Origin of the sequence: Neiella holothuriorum, from assembly GCF_019457915.1 — a bacterium.
Lineage (GTDB): Bacteria > Pseudomonadota > Gammaproteobacteria > Enterobacterales > Neiellaceae > Neiella > Neiella holothuriorum.
In genome coordinates this window covers 296,374-321,771 of the sequence record NZ_JAHZSS010000002.1, presented here as the reverse complement: position 1 = coordinate 321,771, position 25,398 = coordinate 296,374, and the positions used below count along the sequence as shown (strand labels likewise).

At 50.0% G+C, this 25,398-nt stretch carries 20 protein-coding genes and 1 riboswitch; of the genes, 15 read left to right on the top strand and 5 right to left on the bottom strand.

The features are described 5' to 3' along the window. Window positions 1-90: 90 nt before the first annotated feature. Window positions 91-190: riboswitch (purine riboswitch) on the top strand. A gap of 99 nt (window positions 191-289) precedes the next feature. Further along, window positions 290-1,297 carry an adenosine deaminase gene (locus K0504_RS03270; RefSeq protein WP_220102715.1) on the top strand — a complete coding sequence of 336 codons (1,008 nt, stop codon included), beginning with the start codon at window positions 290-292 and terminating at the stop codon, window positions 1,295-1,297. 135 nt (window positions 1,298-1,432) lie between these two features. On the opposite strand, the gene priA is transcribed toward K0504_RS03270, so the two are convergent. After that, window positions 1,433-3,643: a primosomal protein N' gene (priA, locus tag K0504_RS03265; protein WP_225917928.1), complete on the bottom strand. Its 2,211-nt coding sequence runs from the start codon at window positions 3,641-3,643 to the stop codon at window positions 1,433-1,435. A gap of 205 nt (window positions 3,644-3,848) precedes the next feature. Between priA and rpmE the strand changes: the two genes are divergently transcribed. After that, window positions 3,849-4,061: a 50S ribosomal protein L31 gene (gene rpmE / locus K0504_RS03260; RefSeq protein WP_220102714.1), complete on the top strand. Its 213-nt coding sequence runs from the start codon at window positions 3,849-3,851 to the stop codon at window positions 4,059-4,061. Between the two features lie 102 nt (window positions 4,062-4,163). Beyond that, window positions 4,164-4,982, top strand: a complete 819-nt coding sequence (locus tag K0504_RS03255) for a thermonuclease family protein (RefSeq protein ID WP_220102713.1) — start codon at window positions 4,164-4,166, stop codon at window positions 4,980-4,982. A gap of 139 nt (window positions 4,983-5,121) precedes the next feature. Here the strand turns inward: K0504_RS03255 and metJ are convergent, their stop codons facing one another. Further along, entirely contained in the window at window positions 5,122-5,463 is a 342-nt protein-coding gene (metJ, locus tag K0504_RS03250) for a met regulon transcriptional regulator MetJ (RefSeq protein WP_220102781.1), read from the bottom strand. Window positions 5,464-5,683: 220 nt separating this feature from the next. On the opposite strand from metJ, the gene metB reads away from it, so the two are divergent. The 4 genes from metB (at window position 5,684) to K0504_RS03230 (ending at window position 11,109) form a co-directional block, all read left to right on the top strand. Further along, window positions 5,684-6,847 carry a cystathionine gamma-synthase gene (gene metB / locus K0504_RS03245; RefSeq protein WP_220102712.1) on the top strand — a complete coding sequence of 388 codons (1,164 nt, stop codon included), beginning with the start codon at window positions 5,684-5,686 and terminating at the stop codon, window positions 6,845-6,847. 72 nt (window positions 6,848-6,919) lie between these two features. Beyond that, window positions 6,920-9,328, top strand: a complete 2,409-nt coding sequence (gene metL / locus K0504_RS03240; protein ID WP_220102711.1) for a bifunctional aspartate kinase/homoserine dehydrogenase II — start codon at window positions 6,920-6,922, stop codon at window positions 9,326-9,328. A gap of 117 nt (window positions 9,329-9,445) precedes the next feature. Further along, window positions 9,446-10,333 carry a methylenetetrahydrofolate reductase gene (metF, locus tag K0504_RS03235; protein ID WP_220102710.1) on the top strand — a complete coding sequence of 296 codons (888 nt, stop codon included), beginning with the start codon at window positions 9,446-9,448 and terminating at the stop codon, window positions 10,331-10,333. 275 nt (window positions 10,334-10,608) lie between these two features. After that, entirely contained in the window at window positions 10,609-11,109 is a 501-nt protein-coding gene (locus K0504_RS03230) for a hypothetical protein (protein ID WP_220102709.1), read from the top strand. A gap of 132 nt (window positions 11,110-11,241) precedes the next feature. On the opposite strand, the gene ppc is transcribed toward K0504_RS03230, so the two are convergent. After that, a complete protein-coding gene (ppc, locus tag K0504_RS03225) occupies window positions 11,242-13,893 on the bottom strand; it encodes a phosphoenolpyruvate carboxylase (protein WP_220102708.1) in 2,652 nt (883 codons plus the stop codon). A gap of 314 nt (window positions 13,894-14,207) precedes the next feature. Between ppc and argC the strand changes: the two genes are divergently transcribed. The 6 genes from argC (at window position 14,208) to K0504_RS03195 (ending at window position 21,365) form a co-directional block, all read left to right on the top strand. Next, window positions 14,208-15,254: an N-acetyl-gamma-glutamyl-phosphate reductase gene (gene argC, locus K0504_RS03220; protein WP_220102707.1), complete on the top strand. Its 1,047-nt coding sequence runs from the start codon at window positions 14,208-14,210 to the stop codon at window positions 15,252-15,254. Next, complete coding sequence (argB, locus tag K0504_RS03215) at window positions 15,251-16,021, top strand: acetylglutamate kinase (protein WP_220102706.1); 771 nt, start codon at window positions 15,251-15,253, stop codon at window positions 16,019-16,021. Before argC ends, argB begins: the two co-directional genes overlap by 4 nt. Before the next feature lie 46 nt (window positions 16,022-16,067). After that, window positions 16,068-16,979, top strand: coding sequence for an ornithine carbamoyltransferase (locus K0504_RS03210; protein ID WP_220102705.1), 912 nt, complete (start codon window positions 16,068-16,070; stop codon window positions 16,977-16,979). Window positions 16,980-17,005: 26 nt separating this feature from the next. Then, complete coding sequence (locus tag K0504_RS03205) at window positions 17,006-18,220, top strand: argininosuccinate synthase (protein ID WP_220102704.1); 1,215 nt, start codon at window positions 17,006-17,008, stop codon at window positions 18,218-18,220. 2 nt (window positions 18,221-18,222) lie between these two features. Next, window positions 18,223-20,142, top strand: a complete 1,920-nt coding sequence (gene argH / locus K0504_RS03200) for an argininosuccinate lyase (protein WP_220102703.1) — start codon at window positions 18,223-18,225, stop codon at window positions 20,140-20,142. Window positions 20,143-20,279: 137 nt separating this feature from the next. Beyond that, window positions 20,280-21,365: an AI-2E family transporter gene (locus K0504_RS03195; RefSeq protein WP_220102702.1), complete on the top strand. Its 1,086-nt coding sequence runs from the start codon at window positions 20,280-20,282 to the stop codon at window positions 21,363-21,365. Between the two features lie 174 nt (window positions 21,366-21,539). On the opposite strand, the gene K0504_RS03190 is transcribed toward K0504_RS03195, so the two are convergent. After that, window positions 21,540-22,736, bottom strand: coding sequence for an amino acid aminotransferase (locus tag K0504_RS03190; RefSeq protein WP_404822988.1), 1,197 nt, complete (start codon window positions 22,734-22,736; stop codon window positions 21,540-21,542). Between the two features lie 173 nt (window positions 22,737-22,909). Between K0504_RS03190 and oxyR the strand changes: the two genes are divergently transcribed. Together oxyR and K0504_RS03180 are read left to right on the top strand one after the other, a co-directional pair. Continuing rightward, complete coding sequence (oxyR, locus tag K0504_RS03185) at window positions 22,910-23,830, top strand: DNA-binding transcriptional regulator OxyR (protein ID WP_225917927.1); 921 nt, start codon at window positions 22,910-22,912, stop codon at window positions 23,828-23,830. Between the two features lie 68 nt (window positions 23,831-23,898). Further along, complete coding sequence (locus K0504_RS03180; RefSeq protein ID WP_220102700.1) at window positions 23,899-24,192, top strand: PilZ domain-containing protein; 294 nt, start codon at window positions 23,899-23,901, stop codon at window positions 24,190-24,192. Window position 24,193: 1 nt separating this feature from the next. Here K0504_RS03180 and K0504_RS03175 read toward each other — a convergent pair whose 3' ends face one another. Continuing rightward, on the bottom strand, window positions 24,194-25,366 hold the full coding sequence (locus tag K0504_RS03175) for an HD-GYP domain-containing protein (protein WP_220102699.1): 1,173 nt from the start codon (window positions 25,364-25,366) through the stop codon (window positions 24,194-24,196). Window positions 25,367-25,398: the final 32 nt, after the last annotated feature.

Sequence of the window (25,398 nt, the reverse complement as noted above, 5' to 3'; positions counted from 1 at the left end):
GTCATAGTCTACGCCTATGGTGAATGCCTACAATCAACGCCCAAGATAATGACAACTCCCTTCCTGCCGTTGCCATCGGCATATTTATTTCGTAAAGTGAGGGCGTTTCCTCGTATAACCCCAATGATATGGTTTGGGGGTCTCTACCAGCTCCCGTAAAGTGCTGATTACGAAGAGTAAGATCAATGTTTGTGGATCAACTCTTTGTAATAGAATGCAATTGTTAAACTCAGTCTCATGCAACACTATTCACAGAGTATCTTCGTCCACCCACTGCAATAGGTGCATTATGAACGAATTTATTCAAGGCCTACCGAAGGTAGAGCTTCATCTCCACATCGAAGGCTCACTGGAGCCCGAGTTAGCGTTTGAACTGGCAACACGAAATAACATCGCGCTGCCCTACGATTCACCCCAAGCGCTGCGCAAAGCCTATGCGTTTGACAATCTACAAGCCTTTCTTGATATCTACTATCAAGGTGCCAATGTCCTTCGCACCGAGCAAGACTTTTACGATCTCACCTGGGCGTACCTTGAGCGCAGCAAAATAGACAACGTTATCCATACCGAAATCTTTTTTGATCCTCAAACCCATACCGAGCGCGGCATTGAGTTTGATACGGTAATTAGTGGTATCTATCGGGCACTGTGTGATGGGCAAGCGCAACTCGGTATCACCTTTCAAATCATTGCTTGTTTTCTGCGTCACTTATCTGAACAAAGTGCCATGAACACGCTAACGGATATCTTGAAGCATCAAGATAAAATCATTGGCGTTGGGCTAGATTCTTCCGAGAATGGTCATCCACCCAGCAAATTCACACGGGTCTTTAACCAAGCCAAACAAGCGGGCTTACAAACCGTTGCACATGCGGGAGAAGAAGGGCCGGCGCAAAACATTACCGATTCGATTGAGTTACTTTCGATCAGCCGTGTCGATCACGGTGTTCGCTGCGTTGAAGACCCTGCGTTAGTTGAGCAATTGATTGAAACCAAGATGGCGCTGACGGTTTGTCCACTGTCCAATATCAAGCTGTGCGTGTTTGATGACATGAGCCAGCACAATGTTGTCGAGCTACTCCGTAAAGGTGTGGCAGTCACCATCAATTCCGATGATCCCGCATACTTTGGTGGTTATATGACTGACAATTTTATGGCCGTATATAAAGCTCATCCCATGACTCCTGACGAACTCGCGCAGCTGTCATTGAATGCAATTGATGCAAGTTTCATTGAACCTGCACTCAAGCTGCAATATCGCGCCTTGATATCGGATTACCTCGCAGCAGCACGCTAGCATGCAGGTATCGGCCGTTGCTATGGGCAGCCTGACGTTTTAAAAGTGAGTGTTGAGCGATAAGGCGGGCGCCGGCAACGCGCCATCTAAAATCGTGTTTTCTATCGCCTTGCTCGCTTTAAAAGCAATATCAGCTTAAACCGTCTCTTGTGGATCAACATCCACATGCCAGCGTACGACTTGCGCTGAGCGCAGCCCTTCAATGGCCGGTAGCGCTTGCGATAACAGTTGCTGAATAGCGTTCTTTTGCGCCGCGAGAACTGCCAATTGCCAACGGTAGCGACCCGCTTTTCTAACCATGGCGCATGGTGACGGCGCCATGATGGTGACCGTCTTATCAACCGGCACTTTACGCAGCTCTGCTTCAACTTCATTTAGAAATTGAACCACCTTGTTTTCATCATTAGCTTCAGCGCGGATCATCGCCAACGCGGCATATGGCGGTAGTTGTGCCTGTTTTCGTTCACTTAACAGACCATCGGCAACTTCGTCATAGGGCTGCGTTTGCAGCTGCTGAACCCACGGGTGCTCTGGATAATGCGTTTGAAGCAAGACTTGCGCATCTTGACCTGCTCGGCCAGCCCGACCGGAAACTTGCGTCAACAATTGGCACATGCGCTCGGCAGCTCGAAAGTCGCTACTAAACAAAGCGCCATCGACATCCGCAATCACCACCAGTGTGACGTCGGCAAAGTCATGGCCCTTCGCCAACATTTGGGTACCAACAAGTATTCGGTAATGGCCGCGCTGCACATCATTAACCAATTGGTCAAAGGCATCTTTGCGGCGTGTACTGTCGCGGTCAATGCGCACCACCGGGTAATCAACAAAATGCGCTTGCAAGGCTTCTTCTAGTTGCTCGGTTCCTTGACCCACTGGCACCAATTGAGTACTGCCGCAACTATCACATTGACTGGGCACCGGCCGTTCAGTTTGACAGTGATGGCAGTGTAAACGGCGAAATTGTTTGTGCCATGTATAAGGTCGGTTGCAACGCTGGCATTCGGCAAACCAACCACATTCATGGCACAACAACACTGGCGAGAAGCCGCGACGATTGAGAAAGACTAAGACTTGATTGTTAGCCTTTAAATGCTCGCTCATGGCATTGAGAATCGGTGCCGACAGCGGCCCGGCCATCACTTGCTGGCGCATATCGATGGCAGCAATTTTAGGCAACTTTCCACCGGCGGCTCGTTGTGTAAGGCGCAGGTGGTGATAGCGGCCAGCTTTGGCATTGGCCAAGCTTTCAAAACTTGGTGTCGCGGAGCCAAGCAATAGCGGAACCTGCTCGGCCCGTGCGCGCATCACCGCTAAATCGCGCGCATGGTAACGAAATCCATCTTGTTGTTTGTAACTACCGTCGTGTTCTTCGTCCACCACAATCAAACCGAGGTTTTTCATTGGGGTAAATAATGCAGAGCGAGTTCCCAGTAACACTGAGATTTCTCCCTGCCGAGCGGCTTGCCACGCTGCCAGTCGTTCACTGTCATTGAGACCCGAGTGAATCAGGCCAATACGAACGCCTAGGTGTTGACGAAAACGGCTTAACGTTTGCGGCGTGAGGCCAATTTCGGGTACCAGCACCAGCACCTGTTCGCCTTTCGCGACGACCTCCGCCATGACATCCAGATACACCCGAGTTTTACCTGAGCCGGTAATCCCTTCGAGTAAACTCACCGAAAAGCGACCGAGGTTGCTGTTCAATGCGGTAATGGCAACGCTTTGTTCTACCGTGGCTGGCGGCTGTTGTGACGCTGCAACGTTGGTATCTTGCAAAGCGCTTAACGGCGCAAGTTCGATCCAGTTTTTTTTATGAACGGCGGTAATAGTGGTGCCATTAGCGCCTTGTGAGGTAAGCGATGCCCGCTCTTGCGCGCCATCTTGCAATAAGCACAGCAACAACCATTGTTTCGGCGCTCGTTTGGTCGTTTCAACGGTTTGTTGGCGGCCGAGATCAGTCAGTTGCCACACTTCAATGTCGGCGCTAGTGGGCGCGTCGCCTTGACGAAGTTTTTTATTTAACGCGTGGTGTAATACTTCGCCGAGCGGATGTTGGTAATAGCGGCTGGCCCACTTTAATACGTCGAGCAACATGGATGGCCAAAGCGGCTCATCATCAATCACATCTGCGACGGCTTTCAGCTGCTCTGTTGGCCAACTTGAATCATCACTGGTAGCCACCACAATACCAACCATCATCCTGCGCCCAAACGGCACGCGCACTCGAGCGCCAATCACGCAAGGTTGGCTAGCATGGGGCAAGTAATCAAAGGTACGGCGCATTGGCACTGGCAGTGCAACATGCACAAAGTGATGATTCGACACAGTAAAATAATATGGCAATTTGAAAGCGCCAGCTTACCACGGTTCGTGGCAATTTCAGGTCGCATACCAACGACAAGCCCCGGTTGGTTAAAAAGTTAGCAATTGCACTTGATCCACCGTGGTAACTGCATTAACATTCGCGCCCCAAACTAAGTAAGTAAAACTACGTGTGGTGTCTAGCTTCGGGTTAGATAGCGACACGGCCTAATTAATGAGGTTTCCCATGCAAACAGGTATCCACCCTGAATACTCCGCAGTAACTGCGACTTGTTCTTGTGGCAACAAGATCGAAACTCGCTCTACTCTGGGTAAAGATTTCCACATCGACGTATGTAGCGCTTGTCACCCGTTCTACACTGGTAAACAGAAAGTTCTGGATGCCGGTGGCCGCGTTGACCGCTTCAAGAAGCGTTTCGGTGCTCTGGGCAAGAAATAAGATTGCTCCAGCAAGAAAAAGGCGCCTTTCGGCGCCTTTTTTGTATCTTCTGTTACGCTTGTTGTTACTCTATCAACCATCATTTCTAAGATAATCAACGCCATGTTTCAGTGCTCCTTGTTTAGCTGTCTGATCATTTTGCTGGCCCTTGCTCCTTGTGCATTGGTTCGCGCTGCCAGCATGATCGACTGCCTGCCTCAGGCGTCAGTCAGCCAAGTTACGGTGGCACAAATTCATGATGGTGACACCGTCACGTTGACAGATAACAAACGCGTACGTTTTGCCGGAATTGATACGCCAGAGATTGATCATAAAGTCCCAAGTCGCAATGAGCCATTTGCGCTACAAGCGCGCAGCCGCCTCGATCAATTGATTGCCAATCAACCGGTTGCTTTAGCCGTGGATCGACGACCATATGATCGCCATGGCCGAACGCTAGGCCACCTCGTCAATCATCAAGGTAAAAATATTAATCAGCAATTACTGTTAGAAGGCTACGCCCGGCTCATGGTGGTTGGTGATAATGACTTGTGGCGCTGTTATAGCGTGGCGGAGTGGCTCGCCCGACGCAGCAAAACAGGTATTTGGCAGCAACCAGAGCTCACACCAACGCCGGTGGCAGACATCACATCGGCTAGCAAACAGTGGCGCGAATACCGCGGCGTGGTAAGCAAGTTTGTCCGCAACCAAAACCACAGCTGGTGGTTGCTCGATAACAAGTTATGGGTCGGTGGTGAAAACCAAGTGATTGATCAACTTACTATTCCGGCCAATTCGGCGGTCGAAGGTGAAGACTGGATTGTGCGCGGCGTACTGTATCAATCCTACGGTAAATTACGCATTCGCGTGAACCACAGCTCGCAGATCATTCGCACCCATGAAATAGAAAAGTGGGTCGACAAAGTTAAGCCTGAAGCCTAAAGGGACCACTGCGTTTTGTTGTGCCTTGCAACTGATGACGGTGCGCCTCGGCAACGGGCAGGCGATTCAGCCTACCTTGCGCAGTCATGAGGTCGAAAAAGACAAAGCAGCGGCACTTAACCGTGAGTTAAGCGGATTGCTAGTCGGAATCTTCAGATTCTTCTGCGTATAAGTCAGGAATTGGCAAGCCACGCTCTTCTAACAAACGTCGGACTTCCGCCGGAATATTGTCCGGATCATCCTTACTCAAATCAGTATCGGTTGGCAGAGGCTGCCCGGTGTAAGCGTGCAAAAACGCTTCACACAGCAACTCTGAATTGGTCGCGTGACGCAAGTTATTGATTTGGCGGTGAGTTCTTTCGTCGGTCAGAACTTTCAACACCTTGAGCGGAATCGACACGGTGATCTTTTTAACCTGCTCATTCTTCTTACCATGTTCGGCGTATGGGCTAATGTACTCGCCATTCCACTTGCTCGTCATAAGTTGACCTGTCATTGAACTATTGTCATTGAACCAAATAATCAAGGCCGATTGTACCGCCCTGTTTGCTTCAGTCAAATATGGCTTTCTATACGCCCTTATTTCTAGACGTCCAGAAGTCTTGACGTCCACACAATGCACCGCTAAGGTTGCATGCTAGATGGCAGATATCGCCATAATTGAATCGCCGCCGTCATCAGGCGCAGAACTGGAGAGCATCATGACTGATAAAAAAGTCACCCATGTAGCGACAAGCGCAGTCCGCGCAGGCATCGACACTGACAGCCAATTTGGCGCAGTGGTACCGCCTATTTATTTGACCAGTACCTACAGCTTCGCCGGTTTTGATGAAAAACGTGAGTTCGACTATTCGCGTTCGGGCAACCCAACCCGCAATATGCTCGGCCAAGCATTGGCCGAATTAGAGCAAGGCGCTCATGGCGTGGTAACCGCTTGCGGTACTGCCGGCTGCCACTTAGCCACGATGTTGCTTGATGCCAATGATTTACTGGTGATCCCGCACGATTGCTATGGCGGTACCTATCGTTTATTCACTAACTTAGCGGCAAAAGGCCACTTCGAGTTAGCCATTGTTGATCAGCATGATGAACAAGCACTGACCGAAGTATTGGCTCGCCGTCCCAAAATGGTGTGGGTCGAAACTCCTAGTAATCCGCTGATGCGACTGGTCGATATTGCCGCGATTTCTGACAAGGCTCATACCGTTGATGCCCTAGTCGTGGTCGACAACACCTTTATGTCGCCAGCGCTGCAGCAACCGCTAACTTTGGGCGCCGATCTGGTACTGCACTCAACCACTAAGTTCATTAACGGCCATAGTGATGTGGTAGGCGGCTGCCTGATCGCCAAAGATCCAGAAATTGGCGAACAAATTGCGTGGTGGTCCAACTGTATCGGCGTAACCGGTGCTCCGTTCGATAGCTACCTGACCCTGCGTGGCATTCGCACCTTATTACCACGCGTGCGTCAACATGAAGAAAACGCTCAAAAAATTGTTGAGTTGTTAGTGGCTCATCCGAAAGTTTCCAAAGTTCACTACCCAGGCTTGACCGATCACCCAAGCCACGAACTCGCCAAACGCCAACAACATGGCTTTGGTGGCATGATTGCTTTTGAATTAGATGCCGATATCGAGCAGGTCAAAGCCTTCCTAGACGAGTTAATACTATTCTGTTTGGCAGAATCTCTCGGCGGTGTTGAGAGTTTGGTTGCTCACCCTGCCACCATGACCCATGCAGCCATGGATGAGGACGCGCGTTTAGCAGCGGGCATCACGGATAACTTGCTGCGACTGTCGGTTGGTATTGAGCATGTCGACGACTTAATTGCCGATCTTAATGCCGCTCTCTCGGTCCTTGAGTAACAATAACCGGCGCGGGTAAGTCATCCTATTTCGCGCCGCAGGTCAGCACGTATAAAAAGGTAATCGTTCACCATGGCAGCTCCACAGGTTCATAAATTCGGCGGCTCTAGCCTGGCCGATCCTCACTGCTTCGAAAAGGTCTGTGAGTTAGTACAAGCCAACACCCATGGTGGCGATATGGTGGTTGTTTCCGCTGCGGGGAAAACCACCAACACGCTGCTCGCTTGCATGGAATCGCAAGACGCTAACGAACAGCACTCGCTTTTACAGACGTTGCTGCAATTTCAACACAACCTGATTGAGCAATTATTACCGGCTCAAGCTGGCCAGCCATTGCAGCAAGCATTGGCCATGGACGTTGCCAACCTGCAGCTTTGGCTAACCCAACCACTAACCCATGAACGTCAGGCTGAGTTTGTGATCCACGGAGAAATATGGTCGGCACGCTTACTCGCCGCCTTGCTCTCTAACCGTGGCAGTAAGGCACAATGGCTCGATGCCCGAACCATCTTTGTCGCTGGCGACGGGCCACAACCCGCCATTAGTGTTGATCAATCAAGACTCAAGCTAGCGCCTATTCAACAACAACATGCCGATGTCAGGCTCATTGTTACCGGCTTTATTGCCCGCAATCAGCAGGGCCAAAGTGTGACGTTAGGGCGCAACGGCAGCGATTACTCAGCGTCCATGCTCGCGGTATTGGCCAATGCGAAGTCGGTCACCATCTGGACTGACGTAGCCGGTGTATACAGTGCCGATCCTCGCAAAGTTAGTGGCGCACACACGCTGCCGTTACTATCACTGCAAGAAGCAGATGAACTGGCTCGACTCGGCTCTCCGGTATTACATGCCCGCACCTTGCAACCCTTGTTAGGCACTCATATTCGAGCGGCGGTGCGCTCAACCTTTGCCGCACATGGCAATGCCACCCAAATGATTTCTGGTCAGGCTGGGGACAAGGGAGCAAAAACTGTCACTTACCTCGATCGGGTGAGTGTCATTTCAATTACCAGCGACAAGTCTCATTCGATGAGTGAGCTTCATCAAACCGTCTCGGCACTATTTAATAAACATCAGCTTATGCCGCTAGCAGCGCACGTTAGCGATGACCAGTTTTGCTTGCGCTATTGCTTCACTGAAGAAATTGCCTCGGCCGCATTCGAGCTGCTCGCCGATGTCTCCCAAGTGGGGCACCTGACACTCAACGATCAACATTGTTTGCTGGCGCTCGTTGGCGCGGGCGTTCGCGATAACGCACGCCATTATCACAGCTTCTACCGTCGCCTTGATCATGCGCCGGTTGAGTTTATTGAAACCGGGCCTGATGGGGTGTCGCTCGTTGCAGTGATGCGCCAAACCGAGCTTGATGACTTAGTGGCGCAATTACACCAAGCCATTGCTAGCCCCGACAAGCGCATGGGCATTGTGTTGTTTGGTGCCGGCAAGGTTGGCCAAGCTTGGCTCAATCTTTACGCCAACGAACAAACTCATTTGGCCAACCATCACAATTTAGATGTTGTGCTAGCGGGTGTTGTGGGCGAATCTCGCGCCTTGATCGATTTTGCCGGTCTACCCGAACAAGCCTTTGATAGCTACCAACAATCAGCGGCCGACTATGACATGACAGAGCTCAGTCAATTGCTGGCAAGCCATCCATATGATGAACTCGTGGTCATTGATGCCACTGACAGCGAAGCTTTTGGCTTGCAGTACCCGCGCTTGTTCGAATCCGGTTGTCATGTCGTCAGCGCCAATAAAAAGCCAGCCGCGGCATCGTTAAGTGTGTACAGAGAAATTACACAACACCAACAAGAACGCGCGCGTCATTGGCTATTTGGTGCCACAATATCAGCCTGCTTACCCATCACCGAGTCCATTGATGCACTCCACAATGCCGGCGATCAAGTTGACCATGTCGAAGGGATTTTTTCCGGCACTTGGAGTTGGTTGTTAGCTCACTACGATGGAAAGGGCTCGTTCACCGATCTGGTTCAACAAGCCATGGCGCTGGGGTTAACCGAGCCGGATCCCCGCCTTGATTTGTCGGGCGAAGATGTGGTTCACAAACTTCTTATTCTGGCTCGTCGGCTCGATTTAGATGTGGAGCCAGAACAAGTTCAGCGACAAAGCGTATTGCCAGCCGGTTGGGAAGCCATGTCATTAGATGCTTGTTGGGATGAAGCCGAGTTACTTGATCAGCACATGGCTGAACTCTATCAACAAGCAGCGGCCAAACAGCACGTATTGAGCTACCAAGCTTCACTTGATCGCAATGGCACCATTTGCGCCGGTTTAACGAGCATTCCGCGCGATCACGCATTTGCTAACTTGCCAGCGGCGGTGACGGCGGCGGCAATCAGTAGTAAGTGGTATGCCGAAGCGCCAATGGTCTTGCAAGCGCCGGGCGCCGGTTTGCAGCTAGCAGCAGGTGCCATACAAATGGATTTGTTCCGCTTATGTCGCCTGCTACGACAGGTTTGACCAAAGCGTGACCTGAAATTGCCGGTTGACAGCTTCTCGCTTCATCGGTAAAAAGACGTATAGACGTCTAAACATCCATTTATTGGTTTTACTCAATTTGCGAAGGACTTTACTGCCATGAGTTACCATCACGCTCAACACCTTGGCTCTCTCAATCAGAGCTTGGCCGATTTATCCGACGACATTAATGTCTCGTTTGAGTTCTTTCCGCCAAAAACTGAAAAAATGGAACAAACGCTGTGGAACAGTGTTGAGCGTCTGGCACCGTTAAAGCCTAAATTCATGTCGGTCACATACGGAGCTGGCGGCGGTGAACGAGATCGCACCCATGAAATCGTCAAACGTATTCAAGCAGAAACCGGCGTTGCGTCTGCGCCTCACCTGACATGTATTGATGCCAGCCGTGATGAACTTGCCAACATCGCTAACGAATACTGGCACAGCGGAATTCGCAGCATCGTTGCGTTGCGCGGCGATTTACCCGAAGGTAATCCTGAGCGACCCGACATGTACGCAGCCGATTTAGTAGAACTATTGAAATCACAACACGACTTCGATATTTCGGTGGCAGCCTACCCTGAAGTTCACCCTGAAGCGAAAAGTGCGCAGGCTGACCTCATCAACCTCAAGCGTAAAGTAGATGCCGGCGCAAACCGTGCCATTACCCAATTCTTTTTCGATGTAGAAAGTTATCTTCGATTTCGCGATCGCTGCCTAACTGCCGGAATTGACGTTGAAATTGTGCCGGGTATTTTACCAGTCACCAACTTCACGCAGCTCAAGCGCTTTGCTGATATGACCAATGTGGCGGTGCCCCAGTGGATGCACAAAATGTACGATGGCCTCGATGAAGATCAAGGCACCCGCAACTTGCTGGCCGCTTCTATTGCCATGGACATGGTTAAAGTACTAAGCAAAGAAGGGGTGAAAGATTTTCATTTCTATACCTTGAATCGAGCAGATTTGTCATACGCCATTTGTCATACGCTTGGCGTAAGACCTTAATCTCCACCGGCGACGAACTGCGATCGTTGCCAACGAATCATAAAATTAGCCATTAACCCTCTGGTAAATAACAAAAACAACGGTTAGTTTTAAGTGGGCGCACGAAGCGCCCAACACCAGCTTGCTCACGTCCTACATTGAGTTATAGCGTTTTGATTCGCAACAAGGAGAATATCTATGCTGAACTATCCAACTTTGGGTGGTGACGGCGGTGGTCAACAGCCACCCGATGAAGTCGATCCAAAATAAAACTAGCCGTATCGGATTAGTCACGGATGAGCCCCATTTGGCAACTCATAGAATCAATTAACCTTAGCGAATTTATGTTGGCTGTCGCGTGGTTACTGGTTTTTGCCAACTGGCGCTCACCGATTATTCGGAACATTGCTTTAGCCAACGTGCTGATCGGCCTTGTCGGCTCGCAGCTGATGAGCTACTTGGCAACCCTCCCCCTCGAACAATATCGCTACTATTGGTATCTCGGCGCATCGACAATCAACTTCGTTAAAGCGCTATTTATCCTCGCACTGATTAGCTTGAACATCGCCTATATGTGCAAAACCTCGGCCCAGCTGATGACAATTTTTACCCTACTGGGGCTCTTGAATATCGCGCGTTTTATCGATCGCTTTGTATTCGATTCCGGCGCCAGTGGCAGTTGGCTTGGTACCTCGTATAGCATTCTCGTACCGGCCCTCAATGCTTTGGCATTAATCGCCTTAGCAATACCGGTTGTTCAACGATTACGAAGCAACTCCAAGCAAACCTCTCGGTAACTTCTAGCTCGGCCTTTCAAGCTCCCTTGTGAGGAATAAACTTGCTGCACTCAGTAGCGCTTGATTTGCGGCCATAAAAAAACCGCAATCAAACGATTACGGTTTTTAGGAGTAAAGCGAAGCGTTTCGCTGTTAGCCTGAGTTGCGCATGCCCGCAGCAATACCTGTGATGGTCACCATCAAGGCGAGCTCAAGGTGCTTCTGGTTTGCTTCACAAGCCTCATCACCGTCACACGCGCGGTTGCGTTGCAGCAACTCAGCTTGCAACCGGTGTAACGGCTCCATGTAAGTTGCACGCAACTTAATGGACTCACGACTCCATTGCTCCCGCTCCATCAAGCCGTTGTCATGGGTAATCGACAACACCGTTTCGATATCAGCGGCCAATTGGCTACGCAACTTATCACCGAGCGGTTGCAGCTCTTTTGGCACTAACACCTTGTCATAGTAAGCCGACAAGCTTGCGTCTGACTTCATGAATACCATTTCCAGCATCAGCAAACGTGTGCGGAAGAACGGCCAGTTAGTGAACATTTCTTCAATGGTATCGCCGTGGTTGTTTTTCAACGCACTCGCCAGCGACTGACCAGCACCTAACCAAGCAGGCAAGACCAACCGGTTTTGCGACCAAGCGAAAATCCATGGAATGGCGCGCAAACTTTCTACGCCACCACCGGGTTTACGTTTAGCTGGACGAGAGCCTAATGGCAATTTACCAAGCTCTTGTTCCGGCGTGGCTGCACGGAAGTAAGGGACGAAATCTTTTTCACCACGAATGATGGCGCGGTAAGCGTCACAAGACTCGGTCGCCAATTCGCCCATGACCTCACGCCAGCTGTCTTCAGGCACTGGCGGCGGTGTTAACATGCCTTCCAGTACGGCGCTGGTATAAATCGCCAGACTGCGCACGGCTAAGTCGCTCAAACCGAACTTGAAGCGAATCATTTCGCCCTGTTCCGTTACTCGCAAGCCACCTTTAAGTGAACCAGGAGGTTGCGACAGAATAGCTTGGTGAGCTGGCCCGCCACCGCGACCGATCGTACCGCCTCGGCCATGGAATAAGGTGATTGAAATGCCTTTTTGTTCGGCCAATGCCACCAAGGCTTCTTGCGCGGTATATTGCGCCCAAGCCGCAGCAAGTACGCCTGCATCTTTGGCTGAATCGGAGTACCCGATCATCACCTCTTGCTTGCTATCGATGTAACCGCGATACCAATCAACGGAGAACAGGCGATCCATACAATCAACGGCGCCTTCCAAATCATCGAGCGTTTCAAACAGTGGCGCCACTGGCATGACGTATGAAATACCCGCTTCACGTAACAGCAGGTGAACCGCCAATACGTCAGACGGATTACTCGCCATAGAAATAATGTACGTGCCCAAGGTATCTGGGTCGGTATCGGCAATCACGGCACAGGTATCTAGCACTTCCTGTACATCATCACTTGGTTGCCAGTTACGCGGGATCAATGGGCGCTTGCTGTTGAGTTCTTGCAGCAAAAAGGCTTGCTTGTCGTCTTCACTCCACTGCATGTAATCGCCAAGGCCCAAGTAGCGAGTTAACTCGCTGAATACTTCCGCATGGCGCTCGCCATCTTGACGAATATCTAAGCGTGTTAAGTGAATACCAAAACAATGAACCCGGCGAATGGTGCGCAGCAGGCGATCGTTGGCAATAGTTTCCAGACCACATTCAATTAGTGAGTCATAACACAGCTGTAACGGCGCCAGAAGATCCATTTTGGAGTGGATTAGGCCGGGCTGCTTGAGCTTAGAGAAGCTGCCATTGAGGGCACTATAAAGTGCTGCACGTGTCGCTTTCATGCGGTCGCGCAAGCCTTTAACAATCTCGCGATAAGGCTCGTTGCCGTCAGTGACCAGGTCGCGTACTTTGTCGTTGCAAGCACGCATCGACAGCTCGCTGGCTAACACTTCCAAGTCACCAATATATAAATCAGCGGCTTTCCAACGCGCCAAGTACAACACTTCGCGGGTTACTTTGGCAGTCACAAACGGGTTGCCATCGCGGTCGCCGCCCATCCAAGAGGCGAATTTGACCGGCCGCGCATCGAGAGGCAGCGCCATATCAAGTTTGTTTTTCAGCAGCTCATCAAGCTGCTCAAGGTAATCAGGCACCGCATCCCATAAGGATGACTCAACCACCGCAAAGCCCGATTTGGCTTCATCAACCGGCGTTGGTCGCTGGCTACGGATCTCATTTGAGCTCCACGCCTGATGGATCAGAGACGCTAAGCGGTTCTCGGTTTTGCTGCGCTGACGTTTTGGTAAGTCAGCTTGCTCTAGCAATTCCAAGCAGTCAGCAATATCAACGTACTTATTGATTAATGTACGTCGGCTCACTTCGGTTGGGTGTGCGGTTAGCACCAACTCAACGGAGAGTTTGTTAATCGCTTCTGAGATTTGGTCTTTATTAATATCTTGCTGCTCGAAGCGGGCAAGCATGTCCTCAAACGGATCTGGCTTATCGATCGCTTCATTCGCGGCACGCGAGATGTTGTGGTATTGCTCGGCCGTGTTGGCCAGCGTTAAAAAATGATTAAAACTGCGGGCTACGCCGGTGAGTTCGTCATCGGTTAAATTACCCAAGGTGGCTTCTAATTGTTGATTGGCGTCGCTGTCGCCAGCGCGCGCAGCCTTGGCTAAGGTGCGAATGTGCTCCACTTGGTTAAACAACTCATCGCCCAAATCTCGACGAATGACGTCGCCTAACAGGTTTCCCAGTTTGCGCACATTGGCGCGCAAAGCTTCATAGTGCTCCATGAACATGTACCTTCGTTACGCTGCAAAGAAAGCGAAACCAGCAAACTGCCGGTTTCAAAAGTGCTTTTTCGATTACCGATTCTAACAGTAATCACGAAAGGCTCAATGCTGAAGCCTCTCGAACCAGTTTGGAGTTGTTCTAAACTCAGGTGGTAACGAAAGTTTACAACAGCTCTAATCGAATAATCCATATATTCATGCATATTTGTTGCATAACCATGCAATCAAAGATAATGTGTGACTCTTATTTTATTGGGTGCCGTGTAGCCTTATCTGGCCCCCGTTTGTTAGCCCTGATTAATCTGGAAATTTGTATGTCTCAGTCGATTCGTTGTGCCGTCATTGGAGCCAGCGGCTATACCGGCGTTGAACTGGCCGCGCTCATTGCCCGCCACCCTCAATTAGAGCTAGGTAAAGTGTATGTATCCGCCGCCAGTGTTGACGGTGGTAAGCAACTGAGTCACTTACATGGACGCTTTTTGGGCTTACTCGATTTACCGATCACACCATTGACTGACGACGAATTAGCCGTTGTGGGCGAGCAGCACAATCTGGTGTTTTTAGCGACTGAGCATCAGGTGTCCACTCAGCTTGCGCCAACCTTATTGGCACAAGGCGCGGTGGTCATGGATTTATCAGGCGGCTTTCGTTTTGTCGATGCTGATATCTACCCTAAGTATTATGGCTTTGAGCACGAGCAACCCGAGCTACTCAAGCAAGCGGTATATGGCTTAGCCGAGTGGAATGCCGAGGCAATTAAAACGGCTGACTTAGTGGCCGTCCCAGGTTGTTATCCAACGGCATCTTTGTCGGCACTTAAACCACTTCAGCAAGCAGGTTTACTCGATGCCGTTCAATACCCCGTGATTAATGCTGTTTCTGGCGTATCCGGCGCCGGCCGCAAAGCCAGTATGGTGAATAATTTCTGTGAAGTGAGCCTGCACCCGTATGGTGTTTTGGGTCACCGTCATCAACCAGAGATAAGTGACCAATTGGGTCGCGAAGTCATTTTCACCCCCCATTTAGGTAATTTCCCACGTGGTATTGTTGCCACAATTACCGTTAAATTAGCCCAAGGCGTAACCGCCGAACAAGTGAGTGCGGCCTATCATAGCGCCTACGATGGCAGTGCTTGCGTGCGTTTGTACGATGGCATGGGCGGGCAAACGCCAAGCATAAAAAATGTGGCCAATACTTGTCATGTTGATGTGGGCTGGAAGGTTGATGAAACCACTGGCCATGCGGTGCTTGTTGCCGCCGAAGATAACCTGTTGAAAGGTGCGGCAGGCCAAGCTATTCAGTGTGCCAACATTCGTTTTGGCTTAGCCGACTTCCCGTTTGCCACAGGAGCCGCACTGTGAGTTTGGTGGTTATCAAACTTGGCGGCGCGGTGATGGAGCAAGCCGAGCCAGCCCTCAAATTATTTGCTGCTGTTGCCGATCTACAAAGCAAAGGCCACCAAGTGGTGTTAGTCCACGGTGGCGGTATTTTTGTTGAGCAACAGATGCAAGCGCAACATTTAGTCAGCGAGAAACTTAACGGCTTGCGTGTTACCCCCGATGACCATATGCCTGTTGTGGTTGGTGCATTGGCTGGCTACGCCAATAAATTGTTGGTGTCTTATGCCAAACAAAGTGGCGTTGATGCTTGTGGCATTAGCTTGGCCGACGGCGGCATCACTCAAGCCAGCGAATTAGATCCAGCATTGGGTGCTGTAGGTACTTGCGAAGCCGCCGATCCGGCATTAATTGAAGCATTACTTAGCGCGAACAAGGTACCGGTGATATCGTCCATCGCAATGTCGAATGAAGGTCGCCTACTCAATGTAAATGGTGATGATGCAGCAACAGTCATTGCCCAGTTGCTGAGTGCCGATTTAGTGCTACTTTCAGATGTTGATGGTGTCTTGGATGAAAACAAGCAGCTCATTGCGAAATTAGATGAAGCCGCCATTGAACAGTTGATTGCTGACGGTGTTATCACCGATGGCATGATCCCAAAAACAAAAGCCGCGCTGGCTACAGCTCGTTCGCTTCAGCGCCCTATTGCAGTGGCAAACTGGCGCTACCCCGAGCGATTAGCCGGCTTATTACAGGGTGAGCCTGTTGGCACCCGCATTCTGCCGTAACGGCAACACGAATTAACAGTTACACCGTGATGAATCGAGAATCATTATGACGTTTGAACACTTACTCACAGTTAAAGATCTAGACAAAGCAACCATCGAACAGCTGCTTGCCCAAGCCATAGATCTCAAGAACAACCCTCAGGACTATCAGCAAGCTTTAGCTGGCAAAAGCATTGCCACCATTTTTGAGAAGCCATCGCTGCGAACTCGCGTGAGTTTTGATGTGGGTATTCAAAAGCTAGGTGGTCACGCGGTTTATCTCGATCAACAAAATGGCGCCTTAGGCAAACGCGAAAGCGTGAAAGATTTTGCCCTTAACTTGTCATGTTGGGTCGATGGTATTGTCGCTCGAGTGTTCAGCCAAAAAACGCTCGAAGAGCTGGCTCTGTATGGCTCAGTTCCAGTCATCAATTCACTGTCTGATTTATATCACCCGTGCCAAGCGCTAGCAGACTTCCAAGCCTTAGTTGAGCAATTCGGCAGTGTTGAAGGCAAAACCCTTGCGTATGTTGGCGATGGCAACAATGTCACTCACTCGCTCATGCTGACTGCCGCGATTTTGGGTTGTAACATGGTGGTTGTCACGCCTCCGGGCCATGGCGTTGACGGCCAAGTCGTGGTTGATACACAAGCCTTGTGTGCCAAATCGGGCGCCAGCTTAACCATTAGCAACGACATCAATGCACTGAAAGGCGTTGATGCCATTTATGCCGACACTTGGATTTCGATGGGTGACGAGACCCCGTTTGAAGTCATTGCCGAAAAATTCATGCCGTACCAGGTCAACAAGAAGTTGATGGTGATGAGCGGCGCTAAATACTTTATGCATTGTCAGCCAGCACATCGGGAACAAGAAGTGACCTCCGATGTACTCGATGGCAAGCAATCCATCATTATGCAACAAGCCGAAAACCGCATGCACGCGCAGAACGCCGTGATGTTGGCTCTGTTGAAATAAAAACAAAATACTTGGAGCGCGAGATAATGAGCGAAACAATTAAAAAAGTCGTATTAGCCTATTCCGGCGGTTTAGATACCTCAGCCATTATTCCATGGCTAAAAGAAACTTACCCTGGCTGTGAAGTCGTTGCTTTTTGTGCCGATGTGGGCCAAGGCGATGAAGAATTAGAAGGCTTAGAAGAAAAAGCCTTAGCCTCTGGCGCAACTGAATGTCACATCGTTGACCTAAAAGAAGAATTTGCTGCCGATTACATCTACCCAACATTGAAAACAGGCGCTATCTACGAAGGTACATACTTGCTAGGTACTTCCATGGCGCGCCCAGTGATTGCCAAAGCGCACGTCGAAGTTGCCCGTAAAGTCGGTGCGGATGCCGTTTGTCACGGTTGTACGGGTAAAGGTAATGACCAAATTCGTTTTGAAGGCTGTTTCGCAGCCCTTGCCCCAGATTTGAAAGTAATTGCCCCTTGGCGTGAGTGGAGCATGGAGTCTCGCGAAGATCTGCTGGCTTACTTAGCCGAGCGTGACATTCCTTGTTCAGCAAGCCTGACCAAAATTTACAGCCGTGATGCCAATGCTTGGCACATCTCTACCGAAGGTGGCGAGCTGGAAGAAACATGGAACCAACCTTCTGAACAAGCTTGGGTTTGGACTAAATCGCCAGAGCAAGCGCCAAATGAAGCCGAATACCTAACCCTAGCCGTTAAAAACGGTGAAGTGGTTGGCCTCAATGGTGACACCCTGACACCGTATCAAATGGTCGTGAAGCTGAATGAAATTGCTGCTGAGCATGGCGTTGGGCGAGTCGACATCGTTGAAAACCGTTTGGTTGGCATGAAGTCTCGTGGCTGCTACGAAACTCCGGGCGGCACCGTGATCATCGCTGCGCTTGAAGCGATTCGTGAATTGGTGATGGACAAGCGCTCACGTGAGTGGCTCCACACCGTTGGCGAGCAATTCGCCCATTTGGTTTACGATGGTCGTTGGTTCACCCCGCTGAAAGATTCACTACTGGGTGCAGCCGATGCATACAGTGCTGACATGAATGGCGAAGTGGTATTGAAGCTCTACAAGGGCATGGTTACTGCCGTACAAAAACGTTCGCCAAACAGCCTGTACTCTGAAGAATTTGCCACTTTTGGTGCCGATGACGTGTACGACCAAAAACACGCCGAAGGTTTCATCCGCTTGTATACCTTATCAAGCCGGATTAAAGCACTGAAAGATCAGGAGAAGTAATCATGGCGTTATGGGGTGGACGTTTTTCACAGGCAAGTGATACACGATTCAAAGCATTTAATGACTCGCTGCCATTTGACTACCGTTTGGCCGAACAAGACATTGTTGGCTCGGTGGCATGGTCAATGGCATTGCACAAAGCCGGCGTATTGACCGCTGACGAACAGCAAGCCTTGCAGCAAGCATTAGAGCAGTTGTTAGAAGAAGTGCAGCAGGATCCGAATCAAATCCTGCAATCCGATGCCGAAGACATCCACTCCTGGGTTGAAGGCAAGTTGATCGACAAAGTCGGTGACCTGGGTAAAAAATTGCACACAGGGCGCAGCCGAAACGATCAAGTTGCGACCGATCTGAAGCTGTGGTGTAAAGAGCAAGGCGAAGAAATTTATGCCGCGCTGGTGAACCTGCAAGAAGCATTGGTGAACTTGGCCGCACGCGAACAAGCCACGGTTTTACCCGGCTACACTCACTTACAGCGCGCTCAGCCCTTGACCTTTGGTCACTGGTGCTTGGCCTATGTAGAAATGTTTGACCGTGACTTAAGCCGAGTCAAAGACGCGCTGCACCGGATGGACCGCTGCCCGCTAGGCTCTGGCGCACTCGCTGGTACCGCCTACCCAATTGATCGTGATGAATTAGCACAATCACTAGGCTTCCGTTCAGCTACGCTCAACAGCTTGGATGCAGTATCTGACCGTGACCACGTGTTAGAGCTGCTGTTTTCAGCTAGCACCTCCATGCTACACCTGTCGCGCATGGCCGAAGATTTGATCTTCTATAACTCGGGCGAAGCCGGTTTCATTGAGTTGGACGATGCTGTGACCTCTGGTTCATCGCTGATGCCACAAAAGAAAAACCCAGATGCGCTTGAGTTAATTCGTGGCAAAACCGGTCGAGTTGTTGGCTCGCTCAATGCCCTGATGGTTACCATCAAAGCATTGCCAATGGCCTACAATAAGGACATGCAAGAAGACAAAGAAGGTTTGTTCGACGCCGTCGACACCTGGCTGGCTTGTTTAGATATGGCTGCGTTGTGTTTGAAAGACTTAAAAGTTAATCAAGACGCCACCTTAAAAGCCGCTCAACAAGGCCACTCCAACGCCACTGAACTTGCCGATTACTTGGTGGGTAAAGGCCTACCATTCCGTGAAGCACACCATGTGGTGGGTGAAGCAGTTGTTACCGCCATTGAGCAAAACAAAGCGTTAGAAGAATTCGAGCTGGATGATTTCAAGCAGTTCAGCGACTTGATTGATGAAGACGTATTTGAACACTTAACCATTGAAGCCTGCTTAGCGAAGCGCGAAGTCTTGGGTGGCACCAGCCGTGCTAGCGTTGAATCAGCACTCAGTGGCAAGAACCAATTTGAAACCCAGCAAGGCCAAGCCAAAGGCGGCACCTCAGTAGGCCAAGTGGGTTATGCATTGAGTCAGGTGCAGCAACGCCTGAATGCACAAAAAGCAGAAGTGCTTAGTGTTCGCAGCGCCCGCTTGTCTGATATGGATGAAATCGACCGCATCGTCACACATTGGGCGAAAGAAGGTGAAACCTTGCCACGCAGTCGTGATGACTTGCTTCGCTCGATTCTCGATTTTGCGGTAGCTGAAATCGATCAGCAGGTGGTCGGTTGTTCGTCACTCTATATCTATGGCACTGGGTTGGCGGAAATTCGCAGCCTAGGCGTCGATCTTGAGCAGCATGGTCAAGGGCAAGGCAAAGCTTTAGTGCAATACATGATGCATCGCGCCAAAGAATTAGAGCTGAAGCGCTTAATTGTACTGACTCGCGTGCCAACGTTCTTTGAAAAATTGGGCTTTGGCTACACCAGCAAAGATCAGCTACCAGAGAAAGTGATGAAGGACTGCGATATATGTCCGAAGAAACACGCCTGTGATGAAGTGGCCATGGAATACTTCCTCTAACCGCCACTCATCTACGCAAAAACGAATAGAAGCCCCGCGTGTCGGGGCTTTTTCGTGTTGGTATAAAAATTACCCCATCGAATCATCACGGAAGCCGTGTTAGGCTAGATTTTTTGCATCAAAACTAGGATGTTGCGATGACCCCAACGCCCCTCAAAAATCCGCGTAACTGGCTGCTTGTTGGACTGCTCATTGCTGCCGTATACGCCTGCTATCGGCTCATTTTGCCTTACATTGAGCCCATCGTTCTGGCGCTAATCTTCGGCATACTGATGGCTCCTATTCATCATTGGTTGCTCAAACGGCTTGGCAACAGAGCCAATATCACGGCCATCATTAGTTGTATCTTGCTCACCTTAGTTATTTTACTGCCTGCGTTCACCGTGATCGTGGCCATTGTCCGGCAAGGTATCAACTACACCATCGATTTACGCAGCTGGATTGAACAAGGCGGGCTCGAAACACTACTCGCTCACCCGTGGGTACAAACCATAAAGTTGCGATTGGAGTTAATTTTGCCAGATGGCTTTCTTGCTCTCGAAAACCTGCGGCAACAAGCGATTGGGCTCGCCAGCAATGCTGGCAAAGGGTTCGTAGGCGTATCAACGGGCGTACTTGGCAGTTTGAGCCACTTTTTAATGCAATTAACCCTGATGCTGTTCGCGCTGTTTTTCGTGTTGCGTGACTACGACCGTATGGTGGAGTTTTTCCGTCATGCCTTGCCCTTATCACGGTCGCAAGAAGATGCCTTAATTGATGAGATAGAGGCGGTATCAAAATCGGCCCTGCTAGGCACCTTGCTCACCGCTATGACTCAAGGTTTTGTAGGTGGATTTGCCATGTGGCTGGCCGGTTTCCCTGGCCTATTCTGGGGCACTATGATGGCCTTTGCATCATTGATTCCAGTGGTTGGCACCGCGCTCATTTGGCTGCCAGCAGCAATCTTCTTATTGATTACCGGTGACCAAGGTTGGGGCATCTTTTTGATTGTCTGGGGCGTGGTTGTGGTGGGCTCTATTGATAACTTTGTTCGACCACTGTTTATGCAAGGCGCAGGCTCGTTAAATACGGTGGTGATTTTCTTCTCGCTGCTCGGTGGCTTGCATATGTTTGGTTTAATGGGCCTGCTCTATGGCCCACTAATCGTTGCGCTTACCCTCGTGCTATTTCACCTGTACGAAACTGAGTTTCACGATTTTCTCGCGCAACAAGATAAAAGCTAGCGTCACGAAACATCATGGCATTGACGTGGCGGTCAAATGATTACTCTTGGTGATTTCACAATCATCAGCGCACAGAGCTACTCAACGTCAATCTCGCCTAGCGAATTGGACAATCAAAAAAGGCGCCAACTGGCGCCTTTTTGTTTTAAAGCTTTAGCAGCTTAATTTCAGCTTTTACTTCAACACGTCAGCAACGCCGGTGCACAAGGCATCCATGTTTGCTTTGGTCATGCCTGCAACACTGATACGGCCAGAGCCAACAATGTAGATGCCGTGATCATCTTTCAGCTTGCCAACTTGCGCCGGATTTAGGCCAGAGAATGAGAACATGCCATTCTGACGCTGAATAAAGCTAAAGTCGCCATCAACGCCTTTGTCAGCCAGAGTTTCCACAAACAGATCGCGCATCTGATGAATACGAACTCGCATTTCAGTAACTTCTGCAACCCATTGGGCATACAAGTCATCATTGCCAAGAATGGTACTGACAACCTTGGCACCATGAGCCGGCGGGTTGGAGTACATGGCGCGAATGTTTACTTTAACTTGGCTAAAAGCGGTATCGGCCACAGCTGCAGATGGCGCAACCAAGGTGAAGGCACCAGTGCGCTCGTTGTACAAACCAAAGTTTTTCGAGAACGAAGAAGCAATCAGCAATTCGCCATGGTTAGCTAAGAAGGTACGTAGGCCTTGTGCATCTTCTTCAATGCCAGTAGCAAAACCCTGATAAGCGAAATCGAATAACGGCAACCAACCAGCAGCAGCAGACATTTCCGCCAACACTTGCCATTGCTCGGCCGTTGGATCGATACCAGTTGGGTTGTGGCAGCAACCATGCAACAACACCAAGTCACCCGCTTTTGCAGCTTTCAGGCTTTCCACCATGGCGTCAAAATCAAGGTCACTGGTGGCAGGGTTGTAGTAAGCGTATTGCTCAACGGTCAAGCCCGCTGCGCCGAATACAGCCGCGTGGTTCGCCCAAGTTGGATTGCTCACCCAAATGGTTTTACGACCTAAGTTGCGAACCGCGAAGTCAGCCGCGATACGCAGGGCTCCAGTACCGCCCGGTGCTTGTGCCGTGCGAGCGCGGTTGTCAGCAATAATCGCGCTATCGGCACCAAACAACAATTTTTGCACATGCGCACCATACTCTGGCACGCCTTGAATCCCTAAATACGACTTAGTTTTTTCGGTATCCAACAGCAGTGCTTCAGCCTGTTTAACCGAAGCAAGAATGGGGGTCGTGCCCGCTTCATCTTTATAAACACCAACACCTAAGTTGATTTTATTTGCGCGCGGATCTGCGTTATATGCTTCAGTCAAACCTAGGATTGGGTCTGCTTTTGCCTGTGGTACCGATTCAAACATGATGGTTTGCTACTCCTGTAGTAGATAGGGCCTCGGGAAACAATAAAAACCACAGTCGTTATACCACTAGCGCAAGGCCGTCGAAAGACTGACCAGCATAAATAATTGGCAACTGTTTGATTCGCCGCAAACCCGCGACTTTTGATAGTTAATATGTTAAATATTCGGGCAAATAATTGGATTTGATAATTAATATGAACCTGCGCGATTTCGAGTATTTACTCGCCCTCTATGAAGTTCGCCATTTTCGCAAAGCAGCCGAGCGCTGCTTTGTTAGCCAACCCACCTTAAGCGGCCAGGTTCGTAAGCTAGAAGATGAGCTGGAGCTTACTTTAATCGAGCGCGATACCCGCAATGTCATGTTCACTCAATCAGGTGAAGCCGTTGTCGAACACGCGCGCCGAGTTCTCAGTGAAGTAAAGCAACTTAAAGACACAGCACAATCATTCCGCGATCCAATGTCTGGGGAGCTGCGCATAGGCTTAATCCCCACCGTCGCGCCATATTTGTTGCCACGAATTATGCCGCACCTGTTTCAAAAATTTCCTGAAATGGGCTGGCAGCTTGAAGAGCAACAAACCCACGTGTTACTCAATCAATTGCGAGACGGCCAACTCGACGCCTTATTACTTGCTTGGTTGCCTACGGAAATGCAAGGGCTAGCGCACGTAACCTTATACGATGAGCCGTTATGGCTCGCTTGTGCCAATGGGCATCCGATTTCGCAACAAGGCTCAGTCAGCCTGCCCCAGCTTGATGGCGAAACCGTGCTCATGCTTGAAGACGGCCATTGTCTGCGCGATCAGGCCTTAGGCTATTGCTTTAGCGCTGGCGCCAATGAAGATGGTACATTCCGCGCGACCAGCTTAGAAACCTTGCGCCATATGGTGGCGACCGGCCGAGGCGTAACCCTAATGCCTTATTTAGCCATTCAAGAGCACCACCAAGCGGATCCATTAATCAACTATCAGCCTTTCAAGTCACCACAGCCCACCCGCGAAATTGCCCTCGTTTATCGCCGAGGTAGCAGCAGGGTTAGAACGCTACAGGCGCTCGCCGATGCAATTAAAGAAAGTGTGACCATGCCAACAGCTTAGCTTTCATCCACTTGCATTGTGTCTAAACTCAAAGCATACAAGGGAAGACATTTTTTGAGGACGAAGTAATGATAACTCAGGGTGAACGTCGTAATTTTATTCGCATGTCAGTCGAAACCGCAATTCGTATCAAGCGTGCAGCTAATGGTGATGAATTATCAGGGACTTGCTTGAACTTAAGCGCTACCGGTGCCGCGGTGCTGTTAAGCGAACCATTGAACATGGACGAAGAGGTAGAAATTTTTATTGATTCTACCGGCCAAGATATTCGGCCACTTGAAGCGTCAGCGAAAGTACAGCGAGTCGACACATTAGCGGAAGACAAGTTTGATGTTGGGCTGGAAATTACCGGCTACAAATAAATCAAATGTAGTTTTTTAAATCGAGCCCGTGCGCTTCGGGCTTTTCAGCGCTAACGATTTTATCGCTATCAATATGCGCTAGATTGAGCATTTCGACCTGAATGTGGCGATTATGCTTGGCGTTATAGATCAGTTTGAGCATTGGCTTGGTTGGTGCTTTCTCATTGACTTCAGTAACAATGCCCAAGCGGCCGCTTTGCAGTTTGACCAATGTGCCAACCGGGTAAACATTAATGCATCGAATAAATGCATTGACGAGCTCTTGATCGAGTTTGTCAGGTGCCATGCTGCGAATAATGCTAAGCGCCGCGGTCGGTAGCATGGCTTTCTTGTAAACTCGCTCACCGGTCAGCGCATCAAAGATATCGACCACCGAAGTCATTCGGCCATGACGAGAAATCTGATCGCCCATTAACCGGTGCGGGTAACCCGTACCACTGAGTTGCTCATGGTGTTGCAACACCACTTCCATCGTCACCGCCGGCAACGTCACTTCATTTTCCTGAATAATATCGCGACCGTGAAGCACATGGCGCTTCATGATCTCAAATTCCTCAGAGGTCAGTTTTCCGGGCTTATGAAGTACTTCTTCGGGCACACGAATTTTACCAATGTCGTGCAGCAAGCCACCGGTCACCAGCTCAGAGATTAAGCCTTCATCGAGCTTTAAGTAGCGACCAAACACGCCCAGCAAAATTCCGACGTTAAGGCTGTGCTCTAACAAGTACTGATCTTTTTCACGAATGCGCGTCATCATGGTCAGCGCTTGTGGATTACGGAACACCGAATCGATTAAGCCTTCGCTCATGTCTTTGAAGGCGTCAACATCGATCTTATGGCCTTGCTCCATGTCTCTGAAGGCTTTCTTTTGCAACTGCTTGGCCTGAGAGTAAAGCGCTTTCGCCTGCTCCATTTCAAGTTCAACAGAAACAGGCGCTTGATCGTAGCGAGTTTTTGGGGTCTCAGCGGCAGGTTTAGCGGCGGCCGGCTCTCTGCCCGGCAGGACTTTAGATGGATCGATTGATAGTAACTCAACGCCCTTGCCCACAAGCGCGTCAATGCTGCCTTGCGAGGTGACAAAGCCAGGTTTTTTAAGCACGAAATTGCTACGACATTTAGCAATCTCGGTAATATACATGCCTAATTTAAGTTCACTGATTGGGATCGTTTTCATGTTACAGATACCACAAAACTCCGTTTAGTCAC

What these genes read in the sequence shown, in the direction of transcription:
- K0504_RS03270 (WP_220102715.1), top strand. Translation starts at nt 290, where the DNA reads ATGAACGAATTTATTCAAGGCCTACCGAAGGTAGAGCTTCATCTCCAC.
- rpmE (WP_220102714.1), top strand. Translation starts at nt 3,849, where the DNA reads ATGCAAACAGGTATCCACCCTGAATACTCCGCAGTAACTGCGACTTGT.
- K0504_RS03255 (WP_220102713.1), top strand. Translation starts at nt 4,164, where the DNA reads ATGTTTCAGTGCTCCTTGTTTAGCTGTCTGATCATTTTGCTGGCCCTT.
- metJ (WP_220102781.1), bottom strand. Translation starts at nt 5,463, where the DNA reads ATGACGAGCAAGTGGAATGGCGAGTACATTAGCCCATACGCCGAACAT.
- metB (WP_220102712.1), top strand. Translation starts at nt 5,684, where the DNA reads ATGACTGATAAAAAAGTCACCCATGTAGCGACAAGCGCAGTCCGCGCA.
- metL (WP_220102711.1), top strand. Translation starts at nt 6,920, where the DNA reads ATGGCAGCTCCACAGGTTCATAAATTCGGCGGCTCTAGCCTGGCCGAT.
- metF (WP_220102710.1), top strand. Translation starts at nt 9,446, where the DNA reads ATGAGTTACCATCACGCTCAACACCTTGGCTCTCTCAATCAGAGCTTG.
- K0504_RS03230 (WP_220102709.1), top strand. Translation starts at nt 10,609, where the DNA reads ATGAGCCCCATTTGGCAACTCATAGAATCAATTAACCTTAGCGAATTT.
- ppc (WP_220102708.1), bottom strand. Translation starts at nt 13,893, where the DNA reads ATGGAGCACTATGAAGCTTTGCGCGCCAATGTGCGCAAACTGGGAAAC.
- argC (WP_220102707.1), top strand. Translation starts at nt 14,208, where the DNA reads ATGTCTCAGTCGATTCGTTGTGCCGTCATTGGAGCCAGCGGCTATACC.
- K0504_RS03210 (WP_220102705.1), top strand. Translation starts at nt 16,068, where the DNA reads ATGACGTTTGAACACTTACTCACAGTTAAAGATCTAGACAAAGCAACC.
- K0504_RS03205 (WP_220102704.1), top strand. Translation starts at nt 17,006, where the DNA reads ATGAGCGAAACAATTAAAAAAGTCGTATTAGCCTATTCCGGCGGTTTA.
- argH (WP_220102703.1), top strand. Translation starts at nt 18,223, where the DNA reads ATGGCGTTATGGGGTGGACGTTTTTCACAGGCAAGTGATACACGATTC.
- K0504_RS03195 (WP_220102702.1), top strand. Translation starts at nt 20,280, where the DNA reads ATGACCCCAACGCCCCTCAAAAATCCGCGTAACTGGCTGCTTGTTGGA.
- K0504_RS03180 (WP_220102700.1), top strand. Translation starts at nt 23,899, where the DNA reads ATGATAACTCAGGGTGAACGTCGTAATTTTATTCGCATGTCAGTCGAA.
- K0504_RS03175 (WP_220102699.1), bottom strand. Translation starts at nt 25,366, where the DNA reads ATGAAAACGATCCCAATCAGTGAACTTAAATTAGGCATGTATATTACC.